This is a genomic window from Streptomyces sp. CB02058 (assembly GCF_001905505.1).
In the GTDB taxonomy this organism is placed as follows: Bacteria; Actinomycetota; Actinomycetes; order Streptomycetales; family Streptomycetaceae; genus Streptomyces.
Genome location: NZ_LIPG01000006.1, coordinates 518,687 through 533,622, shown reverse-complemented (window position 1 = coordinate 533,622; position 14,936 = coordinate 518,687). Strand labels below are relative to the sequence as shown.

Sequence of the window (14,936 nt, the reverse complement as noted above, 5' to 3'; positions counted from 1 at the left end):
GGTCTGCCTACCCCCGCCGTGATCCGGATTCCGGATACCGCCGATCCAGCCCGTGGATGGCCGGACAACCCGCCGCGCGGACAGTGGAGTTCGCACGGGTTCGTGCGGGTCACCGTGCGAGGCGTACGCGTACGGGAAGCGAGGCCCAGGAGCGCAGGGTGTTGTTGAGGTGGCGGCGCGGTTCCCCGGCGAGTTCGAGGTGCTCGACGCGGCGGGCGAGCGCGGTCAGGAGGGTCTCGGCCTCCAGCCGGGCGATGTGCTGGCCGACACACTGATGGATGCCCATGCCGAAGCCGACATGGCCCGAGGGGTCGCGGGTGAGGTCGAAGCGGTCGGGGTCCAGCCAGCGCACCGGGTCGCGGTTGGCCGCACCGAGGAACATGAGGATCTTGCCGCCCTCGGGGACGGTGGTGCCCGCGATGGTGACGTCCGTGGTCGCGGTGCGGAAGAACGTCTGCACCGGCGACTGCCAGCGCACCGCCTCGTCGAACGCCACCCGGGCCAGCTCCGGGCGCTCCCGCAGCAGCCGCCACTGCTCGGGGTGGGTGGCGAAGGCGTACAGGGTCGCGGCCAGGCCGTGGACCGTGGTGTCGACGCCGGCGGTGAGCAGGGAGCGCACGACCAGGGGTGCCTGTTCATGCGTGAGGTCGCCCCGGTCGGCGGCGGCCCAGATGCGGGCGCCGAAGCCCTCTTCGCCCAGCGCCTCGCGGGCACACCGCTCGTTCACCCAGGCCGACAGCTCCGCCACCCGGTCCGCGTCGGCCTTCACGAGGTCGTTGCGCGGGCCGAAGGCGTTGAAGGCCATGTTCCCGTAGGGCAGGAGGTTCTCGCGGCGGTCGGGGCCGAGGCCGACGGCGTCAGGGAAGACCCGCAGCGGAAACGCCGCGGCCAGCGCCTCCAGGGCGTCGAACTCCGCTCCCCGCTCGGCCAGTACGGAGTCGACGAGGCCCTCGGCGGCCGATGACCAGGTGTCGCGCAGCCGGCGCAGCGCGGGCGGGGCGAGGATCTCGCGCAGGACCCGGCGGGGTGCGTCGTGGTGCGGCGGATCGGCCTCCAGGAGCAGGCTCGGCGTCCGCCAGGGCTTCTCGTGGCGGAAGTTGGCGAGACCGACGCCCGCGGCGGACTGGAAGCGCTGCCAGTCGACGAGTGCCGTGTGCACCTCGTCGTAGCGGGCCAGGGCGTGGACGTCGTAACGGGACAGGTGGACGACGGGGCCGGCCTCGCGCAGCGCCCGGTGCAGGGGTTCGGGGTGTGCGAGGTGTGCGGCGTCGAAGGGGTCGGCGTCACTGGTGGGCGGGAGAACGGCGGCAGCCGTTGTTCCGGTCATGGCGGCTCCAGCGGATAGCGGCTCGGGGTGGGCGGGGCGGCTGGGGGTGGGCTCGGCCGGCTCGGCTGGGAGCCGGGGTGTGATGTGGTTCAGAGGTCCAGGACCAGGCGGTCCGAGCGGCAGCGGGACACGCAGGGGAGCATGCAGTCGTTGGCGTCGCGTTCGTGGTCCGCCAGGACGGAGTCCCGGTGGTCGGGCGTGCCGTCCACCACGGGGGTGAGACATGTGCCGCAGGTGCCCTGCTCGCAGGAGGTCAGCACGTCGGCCCCCGCCTGCCGCAGCGCCTGCAGCACGGAGATGTCGGGGGTGACGGTCACCTTCCTGCCGCTGCGGCGCAGCTCCACCTCGAACGGTGTGTCCCGCACGGGCCCGGTCCTGGGCGCGGCGGTGAAGCGCTCGGTGCGCAGGCTGTGGCGCGGCAGGCCGGCACACGCCGCTTCGACGGCGGCGAGCAGCGGGGCCGGCCCGCAGCAGTAGACCTTGGTCCGGGCGGGCGGCCGGCTCAGCCACGCGGTCAGGTCGAGCAGGCCGCACTCGTCCTGCGGTGCGATGTGGACGCGGTCACCATGGGCGCGCGTCAGCTCGTCGCGGAACGCCATCGACGAGCGGGTGCGTCCGCCGTACAGCAACTGCCAGTCGGCACCGGTCATCCCGGCCTGGCGGATCATGGGCAGCAGCGGGGTGATGCCGATCCCGCCCGCGATGAACAGATAACGGTCGGAGGGCACGAGCGGGAAGTGGTTGCGGGGTCCGCCGACACCGACCGTGTCACCCGGCACCAGCCGGTCGTGGACGTAGGCGGACCCGCCCCGGCCGGCGGGCTCCCGCAGCACGGCCACGCGATAGGCGTACGGGTCCCATCGGTCGCCGCAGAGCGAGTACTGCCGGGTCGTCCCGTCGGGCAGCACCAGGTCGATGTGCGAGCCGGGCGTCCAGTCCGGCAGCCGCGCCCCGTTCGGATGGCCGAGGACCAGCGACACGATGCCGTCGGCGACGGCCTCCTTGGAGCGGACCTCCAACACCGCCGTGGATGGGATCTGTTGCGGAGCTGAGAACACGTTGTGTACGACCACGTCGTCGCCTCCCGTTCCTGGATTGCAGGAAGGATGCGCGTGGCCCCGGTCACACCGCGACCGCATTCTCACTCAGTGAGAGACCAACTTCGTGCGGATGTCACACGCCTGTCGCACGGCCTTCATGTACCGGCCGGTCCGCCCGGAGCCTTCCCGGCGCCGAGCGCGCGGGAGATGCCCCGCGCGGCCGTCCGCACGATCGGGACGAGCGCCTGCGCACCCGTCTCGTCGGGGACGATGACCGACAGCGCGGCCACCAGGGTGCCGTCGGGCCCGCGCACGGGGGCGGCGATGCCCAGGGCCTCGGCGTGGACGTAACCCGGGCAGTACGCGTATCCCCGCTGCCGGATCTCGGCCAGCTCCGCGCGCAGCCGTGCGGGCGTGGCCGGGGTCGCGGGGGTGTAGCTGCTCAGCGGGCCCTCCAGGACGCGCTCCTTGAGGTCGGCGGAGCCGTGGGCCAGGAGGACCAGACCGCTGGACGAGGCGTGCAGGGGCAGCCTTCCGGCGATCCGGGTGTAGTTGATCACCGCGTCGGGAGCCGACAGCCGTTCGAGGAACAGGACGTCGTCGCCGTCGAGGACGCTGAGCTGCACATGGTGACCGACGATGTCGTGCACGCCTTCCATGAACGGCATCGCGGCGTCGCGCAGCGACAAGGTCGGCGAGGCTCGTGTGACGAGCTCCCAGAGCCGTACGCCGATCCGCACCCTGCGGTCCTCGTCCCGGCTCAGGAAACCGTGCGCGACGAGTTCGGCGACGAGCCGTGAGGCGGTCGCCACGTGCAGCCCGGTCCGGCGGGCGATCTCGGAGACGGTGAGGGCCGGCTCGTCCTGGCTGAAGGCCTCTAGGATGCGAGCCGCCCGGGAGAGAACCGACTCCTGGTGGGGTGCCTTCATGCGGTCCGTTCCGGTGTCCGGGGAGGGTGTCGGGGGAGGGTGTCCGGGGTGGCCACGGCGCCGGACACCCGGCGTACGTCGCGGCCCTGCGCACCGTACTGCCGCCCGGGCGCTGGGCCACCGACGCCACCGACGTCACCGACGTCACCGACGTCACCGGCCCGGCGTACGGGTGGTCGGGCATGCGGGCAGCCCGGCATGCGGGCAGCCCGGCATGCGGGCAGCCCGGCATGCGGGCAGCCCGGCGTTCGGGCGGTCCCGCGTGCTGGGAGCCCGGCGTGCGGGGGGGGGCGGCCGTCAGCCGGTATGGCGGATCCGGAAGCGGTCCAGGGCCGCCGGATCCCGGTCCACGACCTGGACCGGTACCCCCGAGCACTGCCAGACGCTGCCGCCCGGCGCACGGGAGAACCGGATGCGCCCCCGGGTGCCTTCGACGTCGACGCGGGGCCAGGACTCGGCGATGCGTACCCGGTCCGTGCCATGGGACCGCAGCAGACCAGCGAGTACGGCGACCGTGTCGTAGCCCTCGAAGGCGACGAAAGAGGGCTCTTCGCCCAGCCGTTCACGGAGGGCCGCTCCCACGCGTGCGCCGAGGGGGCCGAGTTGTCCGGGGAGGTAGCGCAGGAACGGTATCGCGGTGCCGTCGTCGCCCAGTGCCGCTGCCCATCCGGCGAACTCGGGCTGCCCGGCGGGGGCGCCGATCAGGACACCCGCGAGTCGCTCGTCGCTCCGGACGGACCTGACGACGGACACCGTCGTCTCCGGGTCGCCGATCAGGAGGAGAAGGGCGGTCGCGCCGTCGGCGACGAGTGCGTCGCACAGCCGGGAGGGATCGAGCGTGCGCATGTCGAACTCGACGAGGGTGCCGCCGCGCGCGGCGAGGTGGTCACGCAGCACGCGGGTCCCGGAGGCCCAGTAGACGTTCGGCACGGCCGCCACGGCTGTTCGGCTGTGGCCCTCGCCGATGAGGAAGTCCGCGTACACGCGCCACCCCTCGGACTGCGGCGGAGGGAGGCGTGCCACCCGGTCCGTCGGCCGGTCGGTGAGCGCGTCGAGCACCGCCGACGAGCAGAGGAACGGCAGGCCGAGGGCGTCGGCCCTGGCCGCGGCGGCGCGGGCGACGACGCTGTGGTACTCCCCCGCCAGGGCTGCCACGCCCAGGCCGGCCAGCTCGTCCACGGCCGCCACGGCTCGCTGCGGATCGGCGGCGGTGTCCCTGACCAGCAGTTCGAGCGGCCTGCCGGCGATCCCTCCGGCGTCGCCGACCTCACGTACGGCCAGCTCGAGGCCGGCGAGCAGGTGCCGGCCCGCCTCGGACCAGCCGGGCCGGCTCAGCGGAACGAGAGCACCGATCCGGACGGGCGGTTCGTCGGTCCGGCCCGACTCGGGGGCGGAGGGGGGCGTGTTCATGGGTCGGCGTCTCCCGGGTGACGGTCCCTGTTTCCGTCCGGACCGCGGCGTGAACGTCAGTGGCGCAGAGAGTAGCCGAGCCAGGCTTCCGGGCGGGGCCCGGGGTCGATGAGGTGACAGGGACCGGGCGGCCACGCTTCCGGCTCCACGGCGGGCGGGACCGGCACCATCGGTGCAGGTGAGCGAGCCGGCCACCGGGGCGCACGCTGTTTTCTACAAGCGCGTAGAAGAATAGGGTTGCCCCGACGAGCCGCGACACGCTCGGGTGCGATGGCCGGGAACCCTGTTTCGGTCCGAACCGTTTTGTGTATGCACGCCTAGATGAGGAGCCCTCGCTTGTCCGCCAGATCGACGGACCCTTCGGGAAACAGTCCCCGACCATCCCGCCCAGAATCTCCTGAGCACGGCACGCGGCGGGGTGGTGTCCGATGAGTGCCGCGCAGGCCTGGCTGGGAGTGCTGTCCGTCTTCGTGCTCACCGCCGGCACGGGCTATTTCGTCGCCCAGGAGTTCGCCTACGTCTCCGCCGACCGTCTCGCGCTCGCCCGTGAGGCCGAGCGCGGCGACAAGAAGGCCGCCCGCGCGCTGAGCGTGCTGAGCCGGCTGTCGTTCATGCTTTCGGGCGCCCAGCTCGGCATCACCGTGACCGGACTGGTCGTCGGCTTCATCGCCGAGCCGTCCGTCTCCGCGCTGCTCAGGCCCGCACTGTCCGGCCTCGGCATCTCCGACGGTGCCGTGAGCGGCATCTCCGTGGTGCTCGCGTTCGTGCTGGCCACCGTGGTGCAGATGGTACTGGGCGAGCTGGCGCCGAAGAATCTCGCCATCGCCGTCCCGGAGCGGCTGGCCAAGGCACTGGCCGGTTCCACGCTGGCCTACCTCAAGGTGGTCGGCCCGGTCGTGCGGATCTTCGACGGGGCGGCGAACCGGCTGCTGCGGAAGGTCGGCATCGAGCCCGTCGAGGAGCTCCACCACGGGGCCACCCTGGAGGAGCTCGGCCATCTGATCGGCGAGTCCCACGAGCAGGGGCAGTTGCCACGCGGTACGGCCGAACTGCTCGACCACGCCCTGGAGTTCTCCGAGCGGACGCTGCACGCCGTGATGGTGCCGCGCGCCGACGCCGTCTTCGTACGCAGGGACGCCACGGCCGCCGAGGCGATCGGCCTGATCGGCACGTACGGCCACTCCAACTACCCGGTCCTCGGCGATCACCCCGACGATGTCGCGGGGGTGCTGGGTGTGCGGGAGCTGATGGCCCTGCCCGCCGGCCGGCTCACCGGGGCCACCGCCGGCACGGTGGCCCGTGGGGCGCTGCTGCTGCCGGACACCCTGCCCCTGCCGGGCGCCGTGGCGCGGATGCGGGAGCGGGACGACGAGTTCGCCGTGGTCCTGGACGAGCACGGCGGTGTGGCCGGTGTCGTCACCTACGAGGACATCGCCGAGGAGCTGGTGGGCGACATCGCCGACGAGTCGGACACGGTCAAGGAGGTCGCGGTCCCCGACGGCGACGGCTGGATCGTGGACGCCGGGCGCCGCCTGGACGAGGTCGCCGAGACCACCGGGATCGAACTGCCCGCCGAGGAGGACTACGAGACCGTGGCCGGCCTGATCATCGACCGGCTGGGACGATTTCCGGCCATCGGTGACCACCTCACGGTGGCACTCTCCGACGGCGCGGTCGCGGCCATCGACGTACGCGCCCTCGACCGGCACGTGCCGGAGCGCATCCGGATCGAGCGGCTGGCCGAGCAGCCGGAGGAGCAGGCATGAGTTTCCCGATGGCGGTCTTCGTCACCGTGCTGCTGCTGGTCGGCAGCGGATTCTTCGTGGCGGCCGAGTTCGCACTGGTCGCCGCCAAGCGGCACCGCATGGAGAAGGCCGTGGCCGAGGGGCAGCGCGGCGCAGGCTCGGCGCTGGCGGGCATGCGCGAGCTGTCGCTGATGCTGGCGGGCGCACAGCTCGGCATCACGGTGTGCACGCTGGGCCTCGGTTCGGTGTCCAAGCCGGCGATCTCCCATGAGCTGGACCCGCTGCTGCGCGACCTGGGACTTCCCACCGCGCTCAGTTACGGCGTCGCGTTCGCCGTGGCGATGATCGTCGTGGTGTTCCTGCACATGGTGCTCGGTGAGATGGCACCCAAGTCCTGGGCCATCGCCCATCCCGAGCGGTCCGCGATGCTGCTCGCGCCGCCCTTCCGGAGTGTCGTGAAGGTCGTGCGCCCGCTGATCTGGGTGCTCAACCGGATGAGCAACGCCCTGGTGAGGCTGTGCCGGGTCGCCCCGCGCGACGAGCTGACCTCGGTGCACAACCGGGAGCAGCTGACCCACCTGGTGGAGGAGTCGGAGCGGCTCGGCCTGATCAGCGAGACGGACTCCGAGCTGCTGACCCGTTCGCTGACCGAGCCGGAGACCCCGGTACGGGAGCTGTGCGTCCCTGCCGCCGACATCTCCGCCGTGGACGGCGCGGCGGACGCGGAGGAGATCCTGCGCGTCGCCGCGGAGACCGACCGCACCCGGCTGCTGGTCCACCGGCACGGAAAGGTCCTCGGGTCGGTCCACGCCCGCGACGTCCTCGTGGCGCGCGCCCAGGGCCGGACCGCCGTCGCCGCCGAACTGGCACGGCCCATGCCCGAACTCACCGAGGACGCCACGGTCGCCGAGGCGATCGAGCTGCTGCGCAGGCGCCGCGCCTCGCTCGCCGTCGTCCGGGACGGCGAGGGGCGTCTCACCGGCATGGTGAGCCTGGACGACCTGCTGGCCCGTTTCCTCCAGCCGCAGGGGGCGTAGACGGGTACGCGTGGGCGCCCCGGCCGTGCCGGGGTGCCCATCCAGGACCTGTGGCGGTCCGCCGGGTCGCCGCCGCGCCCGACTCGCAAGCCGGTAAAACCGGTGGAGACCTCGGCCCCGGCCGGTCCACAGGCGTCGGGTCCCGGATCCACGCGTTGGGTCCAGATCACTGCGTCGGTCCCGGATCCACGCGTTCGAACGAGGTGCGTTGATGACGGTCCGAGCAATGGCGGCCGACTCCGGCCGGCCGTCCCCCGCGGACGCCAGGCCGCTGACGGTCCGAACGCGCGCCGGTCAGGTGACCGCCACCGCCTCGGCCGGCCTTCCCCGCAGCACCACCGACGTGGGCAGGAGGCTCGCCGCGAGGGTCAGGAGCCCTGCCAGTGCGATGACCACGATGTAGATCCAGGCCGGGCCCTGGGGCATTCCCGAACCGCCGAGAGCGATCCCGAAGGGCGCCAGCGTCGCCACGGCGACGGCGGTTCCGAGCACGATGCCCACCAGGGCGACGAGGACGGACTCGACGGCCATCATGCGCATGATCTGCCCGTTCGTGGCACCCACCAGACGCTGGAGCGCGAACTCCCTGCGCCGTTCGGAAGCCGAGATCACCAAGGTGTTGACCAGGGAGATCACCGCGTAGCCGACGATGGTCCCGGCGAGCATGTAGTTGATCCACGCACTCGTGGCCCCGTCGTCGGCCGCGTCGGCGGAGGCCCGGCCCACGATCTGCACCCCGGCGAGGCCCTCGGTCGCCTTCCTCACCTGGGAGACGACCTGCTCGGTGGAGCTGCCGTCGTCCCCGGAGACGAGGATCTGCGGCACGAGTCCGGTCGTGGAGTGCGCGAGCATCAGCTCGGCCGGCAGGAAGGCCGTGCCGAAGCCCTTGCGCGCCTCGTACGACGCCACGACCTCCGCCTTCACCTGCGCGCCGTCCCCGAGCAGCAGCGTGACGGTGTCCCCGACGCCCTTGCCCTTCTCACCGGTCAGGGAGGTCGGCAGGGCGACGGTGTCGCCCCGCAGCGCGTCGAACGACCCCTCGACGGCGGGCGCCGCGAGTGTACGGTCCGCTCCCCCGGCGCTGATGCCCTGCACCTGGAGCTCGGTGTTGTCCGGGTCCTCGCCCTCCGCGCGGTCCTCCGCGCTGAGCGGTTCGAGGATGTACGCGGTTCCGGGGAGATAGGCGGACGCCCCGCCGACCCCCGGCGACTCGGCGATCGTGTCCACCAGGTCCGGTGCGAAGCCGCCGGTCGTCGAGGTGATCACGGCGTCCGCGGAGACGAGCTCCCGTGCCGCCTCCTCCGTGGCCTGGGCCTGCGAGGTCTGGAGGTAGATCAGGGCGGTGGCGAGTCCGGTGGCCAGCATCACCGGGGTGACGGCCCCGGCGACCCGGATGCGCCGTACCTTCGCGTTGTTCAGGGCGAGACTGCCCGCGAACCCGGTGAACGCGCGCAGCGGCCATTGCAGGACCGCCGTGAACACACGGGTGAGACCCGGGCTGATGAGGGCGAACCCGCCGGCCCAGAGCAGCGCGGCCGGACCCGCCGTGCTCGCGGCCACCGTCCCCTCCATGACCAGGGCGGTCACCATGGCGAGCACGCCTCCGCCGACGAAGCACAGCAGCGCGAAGACCAGCCTGCTCCCGCTCAGCCAGCGGCGCTGCAGGCCCGCTTCGGCCAGCGCGTCGGCGGGCCGGGCCTTCGCGGCGCGCCGCGAGGCGATGAACGCGGCGGCGACCGCCGAGACCAGCGAGGTGGCTGCCGCGACGATCATGGGGACCCAGCCGGCCCGGAAGGCGATCTCCGGGGCCACGACGCCGCCCCCGGCCAGCCGGTCCAGCATCCAGCCGCCCGCGTAGCGGCCCGGGAACAGGGCGAGCGCCACCGCGACGACGGCGATCACCAGCGTCTCGCCGACGATCATCCGGCGCAGCTGGCCGGGCAGGGTGCCCACGGCGCGCAGCAGGGCCATCTCGCGCAGGCGCTGCTGCACCAGCAGCGCCAGGGTCGAGCCGACGACGAAGACGGCGACCATGACGGCGATGCCGCCGAAGACGGCGGACAGCGAGATCAGCCGGGTCGAGGCCGCGAGCGCCTGGGGGAACTCCGCCTTGCCGCGCGCGTCCCCGGTCAGCGTGACCGCGGGACTGCCGTCGAGGGCCCTGCCGATCCGTTCCGCGAGTACGGCGGGCGAGGTGCCCTTCGCGGGTACGACGGCGATGGAGTCGACCTGGTCCGGCCTGCCCATCAGGCGCCGGGCCTCGTCGTCGGCGAAGTACACCGCGCCCGCTGCGCCTTCCACCGGCCGGACGGTGCCGCTCACCGTGAACTCGCGGGAGCCACCCGCCACGGCGAACCGCAGCCGGTCACCCTGCTCGGCGCCCAGTCGCCGCGCGGTGTCCTCGTCGAGGGCCACCTGCCCGGCACCGGCGGGCTCGCGCCCGGACGCGGGGCCGGACGCGAGGAGGGCCGCGCTGGACCAGCCGTGCCCGTGCAGCGCGGCACCGGAGTTCGTACCGTCACGCAGCTCGCTGACGGGGAACGTGACGTCGGGCAGGGCGCGTTCCACGCCCTCCACACCGCGCACGGTCCCGACGTCGGCGACGTCGAGACGGACCCGCTCGGGAAGCACGTCGTGGTCGAACGACTGGTCGCCGGTGACCACGAGGGGGGCGGCGGCGAGTCGCTGGGGCGGCACCGCGCTGCGGATACCGGTCTCCATGAGCGCACCGCACGCCATCAGGATCAGCGCACCGAAGAACAGGGCGACGAAGGACGCCAGGAAGCGCCCTTTCTGGAACTTCAGGGACTGCAGGGCCAGGCCGAACATCACACGGCCCCTTCCGCGACGTCCGAGAAGCGGTCTCCCCAGGCACCGAGGTGCGTCATGCGCTCGGCGATGGTGTCCGCGGACGCCCCGTACAGCTCGTCGACGACGCCGCCGTCGGCCAGGAAGACGGTGCGGTCGGCGTGCGAGGCGGCCACGGGGTCGTGCGTGACCACCACGGCGGTCTGTCCCTCGTGGTGCACGGCGTCTCTCAGGAGCCGCAGCACCTGGAGCGCCGTACGGGTGTCGAGGGCGCCCGTGGGCTCGTCGCCGAAGAGCACGGCGGGCCGGGCGATCAGCGCGCGGGCGATGGCCACGCGCTGTTGCTGGCCGCCGGAGAGCTCGCCGGGGCGGTGCGACGCGCGTGCCGCGAGTCCCACGCGCTCCAGGGCCTGGAGCACGGCGCCCCGCTCCGGTTTGCGGCCGGCCAGCCGGAGCGGCAGGGCCACGTTGTCGGCGACCGTCAGGGCGGGCAGAAGGTTGAACGCCTGGAAGATGAAGCCGATACGGTCCCGGCGGAGCAGGGTCAGCTCCTTCTCCCCGAGCTTCGTGAGCTCCTGGCCGTCGATCTGCACGGAGCCCGCGGTGGGCCGGTCGAGTCCGGCGGCGCACTGCAGCAGGGTGGTCTTCCCCGAACCGGAGGGCCCCATCACGGCGGTGAAGGTGCCGCGCCGGAATCCGATGGTGACGTCGTCGAGTGCGCGCACGAGCGTGCGTTCGGTCCCGTAGGTGCGGCTGACCCCGGTGAGCCGCACGACCTCGTCGGTGCGGGCCACGGACAGTGGCGTACTCATAATTCCCCTTGTGTGGTGGCGTTCCGGTCCGGTCCGGAGCGAGTGAGTGGGCCGGGGCTCGCCAGGACGCGGCGTGCCTCGGCCAGCGGGTCGGCCGGGCGGCCGAGCACCGTGCGGGCCACGGTGCGGTGCAGACTCGCCGCCCCGGTGACGGCGTAACAGGTCAGCGGTACCAGTGCGCAGGCCACGACCATGGCCACCAGCGCGCTCGGCAGGTCGTCCACGCCCAGGGCACCGAGTGCGCCTCCCCCGGGCACCGCCCAGTACCAGGCGGGAACCAGGACCACCGCGAGGTTGGTCAGCCACACCGCCAGCGCCACGGCGTCGAGCAGCAGCAACGGCACGAACAGGACGGTGAGATAGGCGAGGTCACGGAGCACCGCGGGATCGGTCCACCGGGTCCGGACGCCGTTGAGGATGCCGGGCTCGGCCACCGTGCGGTGGTCGGCCGTCACCGGCTCGGCGACCATGCCCGTGCGCGCGCGCTCGATGTGCGCGCATCCGCGTACGACGGCTGCCGCGCCGATGAGCAGGGGAACCCCGAAGACCAGAAGGCTCAGGACGAAGCTCACGACGACGACCACGGTGGTGGAGGCGAACAGGAGGGGCCCGGTCAGGAGGTAGCTGGCCAGATACGCCGTGGAGGTCCAGGGACGCGAGGAGCGCAGCAGCTCCATGGGGGCGGGCAGCGCGGGGAGGACGCGGATCTGCCGCGTGCCGGCGCTCATGTGTCCACGCTCCGCAGCAGGCTCTCGACCTCGGCGATGCGTCCGTTCAGTCCGGCGAGCTCCGTCCGCAGCGCCTCCTGTTCGGCGACCGCCTCCTCCGCGAGCTTGCGGAAACCGGCCATGGCGACGGCGTCGGCTCGGTGCCGCTGGAGGGCGAAGTAGGCCATGGTGGCCCCTGATACGCCTCCGACGACGATGAACGTGATCAGGATGGCGACGATGCCGCCCGTCATGTGGGGGGTCCCTTCTCTTCTGCGGCATCGGCCGCCGTCACAGCACGGGCCTCGTCCTCACGGAAGGCCTCGAGCACGGAATCGACCGTCACATGGACGTCGAAGGGCTGGAGTTCGAAGAACTTCAGCGCCTTGCCGTCCTGGGACAGCTCCAGCAGGCCCGTGATCAGGCCTGCCGCCTCCAGCCTCTGCAGATGCATGTAGAGCAGGGGTCTGGAGAGGCCGAGACGTCGGGCCAGCTCGCTCACGTGCACGTGCCCGCCCGCCAACTCGCGGATGATCCGGAGCCGTTGGGTATGCCCCAACGCAGCGAAGAGCGCGAGGAGTTCTTCCGTCGCCAGAGCAACCACCCCCCGCCTTTCACCTGTAAGGAAAAACTGACATGCCAGTGAGGAGGTGTCAAGCGAACACTGGACCACCGGTCGCGCACGGATACGGGGGTCGGCAAAGGGCTTCGCCGCCCGCCTGCACGACTGTCGGCGCCAGGCGGGCGCGTCCGCGCGGGAGGCCGCCACGGAGCCCACTGGCCGGAGCCCCGGCAACCGGCACGATGAGTTCCGGGGGCCTCGACGCCGAAGTCGCGCACAACCGCCGCGCGCCGTGTTACGGAGCACCATGTCCGTGGCCGGGCAGCTGACCACCGGCCGCCATGGTGCGCCCCGGTCCGGAGCTGTGCGCCGGATCGCGGGAGAGGTTTCTGTCGTGGTACCTGACGTCAGGACCGCACATGCCCGGCGGGCCGTTCCGTTCAGGGGGATGGCGCAGAGTCCAGGCACGCCTCACCCGGCCGACCACGCCCTCCACCCGCTGCCCGAAGCAGTGGGCCGGCGCGGGGCCGGGGTGCGCCAGGTTCAGCCGACGCTGCGGAGGAGCCGTTCGACGGCCGTGACGCGCTCACTGATCAGCGCGAGTTCGCCCTGCAACGACGCCTGCCGCTCGACGGCTTCCTCGGCGAGCTTGCGGTACGAGGCCATGGCCACGGCGTCGGCCCTGTGGCGCTGAAGCCTGAGGTAGGAGATCACGGTGGCCGCGACACCACCGACGACGATCAGGACGATGGCGATCGCGACGAAGGCCCCGGTCATGTCCCCTGCTCCTTCGCGTCGTCCGCATCCCGCACATCGGACGACGATTCGTCGCCCCGCACGGCCTCGAGGATTGTATCGATGTTCAACCTCAGCTCGAACGCGGTGAGTTCGAAGTACTTCAGAGCCTTGCCGTCATCCGAGAGTTCGAGATTCCCCGTCACCAGACCGGCCTTTTCCAGCCGGTCGATGTGCAGGTACAGGAGCGGCCTCGACATCTCCAGGCGGCGGGCGAGCTCACTGACGTACACACGGCCACCGGCGAGTTCGACAAGGATCCTCAGCCGCTGCGCGTGACCCACGGCGGAGAGCACCGCGAGTAGTCCCTCGCTGCTCATGGCCACCTCTGTCGATCCCGGGACGGTTCGAAGGAGACTCTCCCACGCCCTGGCCGTGCGCCAGGACGCCGGGGCATCTCCGCCCGCGCAGTCGTCACGACACCCACGAGGGCGAGAGCCGGCAGCCGGCTTCCGAACGACACGGCCCCATCGTACGTAGTCCATCTCGGCCACCGGCCGGGACTCCCACCCCGGACGAGCGTTCCCACCGGCACGGCGAGGGCCGACGGCGGGGCGCGGCAGGCGTATGGTCGGCCGTACGGGGCTCGTGGGCGCCCCTTCACCCGCGCCGTACGGCGCCAGCATCTACCAGCCTTCACCCCCGATAGGTTTGCATATGCGAGAGCAGGGCGCCTATCTTGTGGCATATGCAGTTCTATACGATCGGCCAGGCAGCCCGACTGCTCGGAGTAAGTCCGGACACCGCGCGCCGATGGGCGGACGCGGGCAAGGTGGCGACCCACCGCGACGAGGGCGGACGCCGGCTCATCGACGGCAAGGACCTGGCCGCCTTCTCGGTGGAGATCGCCGCGGCCGGCGGCGAGTCGGACGCCTCGTACACCTCGGTGCGCAACGCCTTTCCCGGCATCGTGACCGCCGTGAAGATGGGCGATGTCGCGGCCCAGGTCGAGATCCAGGCCGGCCCCCACCGGCTGGTCTCGCTGCTCACGCGTGAGGCCGTGGAAGAACTGGGGCTGGAGGTCGGCATGGAGGCGACGGCCCGCGTGAAGTCGACCAACGTCCACATCGACCGGACCTGACGCACGAGCGCTCGCACGCAAGCCTCGAGCCTCCGGGGCGGTCAGCCCCCCGTCGCGTACCGGCCGTCCACGCGGATGGCGTCGATCCCGCTGATGTGCCGGGCGCCGCACCGGTCCTGAGGAAGGACGAGCTGGGGGCCCGCCCGGTCGAGCGGGGTGTCGTCGATGCTCACCGCGAGCAGGACGGGAGCCTGCCCGAAGTCCGGGTCGATCTCGGCCCAGGAGAGCAGGACGTGATGGCCGTCCGCTCCCGACAGCGCGATGAGGAACCGCAGCCGGTCCTTGCGCCGCGCCGGGTCGAAGCCGGGGCCCGCGTCGTACAGGACGTCGTGCAGCAGTGGCCCCGTGAAGCGGTGGTGCCGGATACCGCTGGTGGCGCATTCGAAGCTGACCCGGACCGGATGCTGCGGCCAGGCCAGCAGATCCCGGACCGTCAGCCGGGCAGGACGCGCGAGGTCGCCCGTCAGGGCGAGCTCTGCCACCGGACCGGCGGCCGTAACGGACTGGCTCACGGGCAACCACCTCCCCGGGGACCGTACCCTCACGCCGGACCCGTGCAAACGCACATGCCCACCTCTTTCCCGGAAGCTCCCGCTCATGCGATGCCACTAGTGACTTACCCCTTGAATCTGCGGCAGTATGATCAGCTGCGCGCCCCGAGCCGGAGCCCGCAGAACACGCAG

At 72.2% G+C, this 14,936-nt stretch carries 15 protein-coding genes; 3 read left to right on the top strand and 12 right to left on the bottom strand.

Annotation, left to right across the window (positions count from 1 at the left end; all coding sequences use genetic code 11):
• Positions 1-109 precede the first annotated feature (109 nt).
• The 4 genes from AMK10_RS30550 to AMK10_RS30535 form a co-directional block, all read right to left on the bottom strand.
• Positions 110-1,327, bottom strand: coding sequence for a cytochrome P450 (locus AMK10_RS30550; RefSeq protein ID WP_073751865.1), 1,218 nt, complete (start codon positions 1,325-1,327; stop codon positions 110-112).
• 89 nt (positions 1,328-1,416) lie between these two features.
• Positions 1,417-2,466 (bottom strand): PDR/VanB family oxidoreductase, encoded by a 1,050-nt coding sequence (locus AMK10_RS30545; protein WP_079180918.1) that lies wholly within the window; start codon positions 2,464-2,466, stop codon positions 1,417-1,419.
• 56 nt (positions 2,467-2,522) lie between these two features.
• Positions 2,523-3,296, bottom strand: a complete 774-nt coding sequence (locus tag AMK10_RS30540) for an IclR family transcriptional regulator (protein WP_073751863.1) — start codon at positions 3,294-3,296, stop codon at positions 2,523-2,525.
• Between the two features lie 297 nt (positions 3,297-3,593).
• On the bottom strand, positions 3,594-4,706 hold the full coding sequence (locus AMK10_RS30535) for an ABC transporter substrate-binding protein (protein ID WP_073751861.1): 1,113 nt from the start codon (positions 4,704-4,706) through the stop codon (positions 3,594-3,596).
• 428 nt (positions 4,707-5,134) lie between these two features.
• Here AMK10_RS30535 and AMK10_RS30530 point away from each other — a divergent pair, with 428 nt between their 5' ends.
• Both AMK10_RS30530 and AMK10_RS30525 read left to right on the top strand, forming a co-directional pair.
• Positions 5,135-6,472, top strand: a complete 1,338-nt coding sequence (locus AMK10_RS30530) for a hemolysin family protein (protein ID WP_073751859.1) — start codon at positions 5,135-5,137, stop codon at positions 6,470-6,472.
• Positions 6,469-7,488: a hemolysin family protein gene (locus AMK10_RS30525; RefSeq protein WP_073751857.1), complete on the top strand. Its 1,020-nt coding sequence runs from the start codon at positions 6,469-6,471 to the stop codon at positions 7,486-7,488. The genes AMK10_RS30530 and AMK10_RS30525 overlap by 4 nt, the downstream gene beginning before the upstream one ends.
• Positions 7,489-7,782: 294 nt before the next feature.
• Here the strand turns inward: AMK10_RS30525 and AMK10_RS30520 are convergent, their stop codons facing one another.
• The 7 genes from AMK10_RS30520 to AMK10_RS30490 all read right to left on the bottom strand — a co-directional run bounded on the left by AMK10_RS30520 (position 7,783) and on the right by AMK10_RS30490 (position 13,492).
• Positions 7,783-10,317 carry an ABC transporter permease gene (locus AMK10_RS30520; RefSeq protein ID WP_073751855.1) on the bottom strand — a complete coding sequence of 845 codons (2,535 nt, stop codon included), beginning with the start codon at positions 10,315-10,317 and terminating at the stop codon, positions 7,783-7,785.
• A complete protein-coding gene (locus AMK10_RS30515; RefSeq protein WP_073751853.1) occupies positions 10,317-11,108 on the bottom strand; it encodes an ABC transporter ATP-binding protein in 792 nt (263 codons plus the stop codon). The genes AMK10_RS30520 and AMK10_RS30515 overlap by 1 nt, the downstream gene beginning before the upstream one ends.
• Entirely contained in the window at positions 11,105-11,836 is a 732-nt protein-coding gene (locus AMK10_RS30510; protein WP_073751850.1) for a sensor domain-containing protein, read from the bottom strand. Before AMK10_RS30510 ends, AMK10_RS30515 begins: the two co-directional genes overlap by 4 nt.
• Entirely contained in the window at positions 11,833-12,069 is a 237-nt protein-coding gene (locus AMK10_RS30505) for a hypothetical protein (protein ID WP_073751848.1), read from the bottom strand. The genes AMK10_RS30510 and AMK10_RS30505 overlap by 4 nt, the downstream gene beginning before the upstream one ends.
• A complete protein-coding gene (locus AMK10_RS38300; RefSeq protein WP_073752033.1) occupies positions 12,066-12,410 on the bottom strand; it encodes an ArsR/SmtB family transcription factor in 345 nt (114 codons plus the stop codon). Before AMK10_RS38300 ends, AMK10_RS30505 begins: the two co-directional genes overlap by 4 nt.
• Before the next feature lie 510 nt (positions 12,411-12,920).
• Positions 12,921-13,154, bottom strand: a complete 234-nt coding sequence (locus AMK10_RS30495; protein ID WP_073751846.1) for a hypothetical protein — start codon at positions 13,152-13,154, stop codon at positions 12,921-12,923.
• Positions 13,151-13,492 (bottom strand): ArsR/SmtB family transcription factor, encoded by a 342-nt coding sequence (locus AMK10_RS30490; protein ID WP_073752031.1) that lies wholly within the window; start codon positions 13,490-13,492, stop codon positions 13,151-13,153. The genes AMK10_RS30495 and AMK10_RS30490 overlap by 4 nt, the downstream gene beginning before the upstream one ends.
• 368 nt (positions 13,493-13,860) lie before the next feature.
• On the opposite strand from AMK10_RS30490, the gene AMK10_RS30485 reads away from it, so the two are divergent.
• The gene (locus AMK10_RS30485; RefSeq protein WP_073751844.1) at positions 13,861-14,253 is read left to right on the top strand and encodes a TOBE domain-containing protein; all 393 of its coding nucleotides are present in this window, start codon (positions 13,861-13,863) and stop codon (positions 14,251-14,253) included.
• A 41-nt stretch (positions 14,254-14,294) separates the two neighbouring features.
• Here AMK10_RS30485 and AMK10_RS30480 read toward each other — a convergent pair whose 3' ends face one another.
• Positions 14,295-14,765, bottom strand: coding sequence for a molybdopterin-dependent oxidoreductase (locus tag AMK10_RS30480; protein WP_073751842.1), 471 nt, complete (start codon positions 14,763-14,765; stop codon positions 14,295-14,297).
• Between the last annotated feature and the right edge of the window lie 171 nt (positions 14,766-14,936).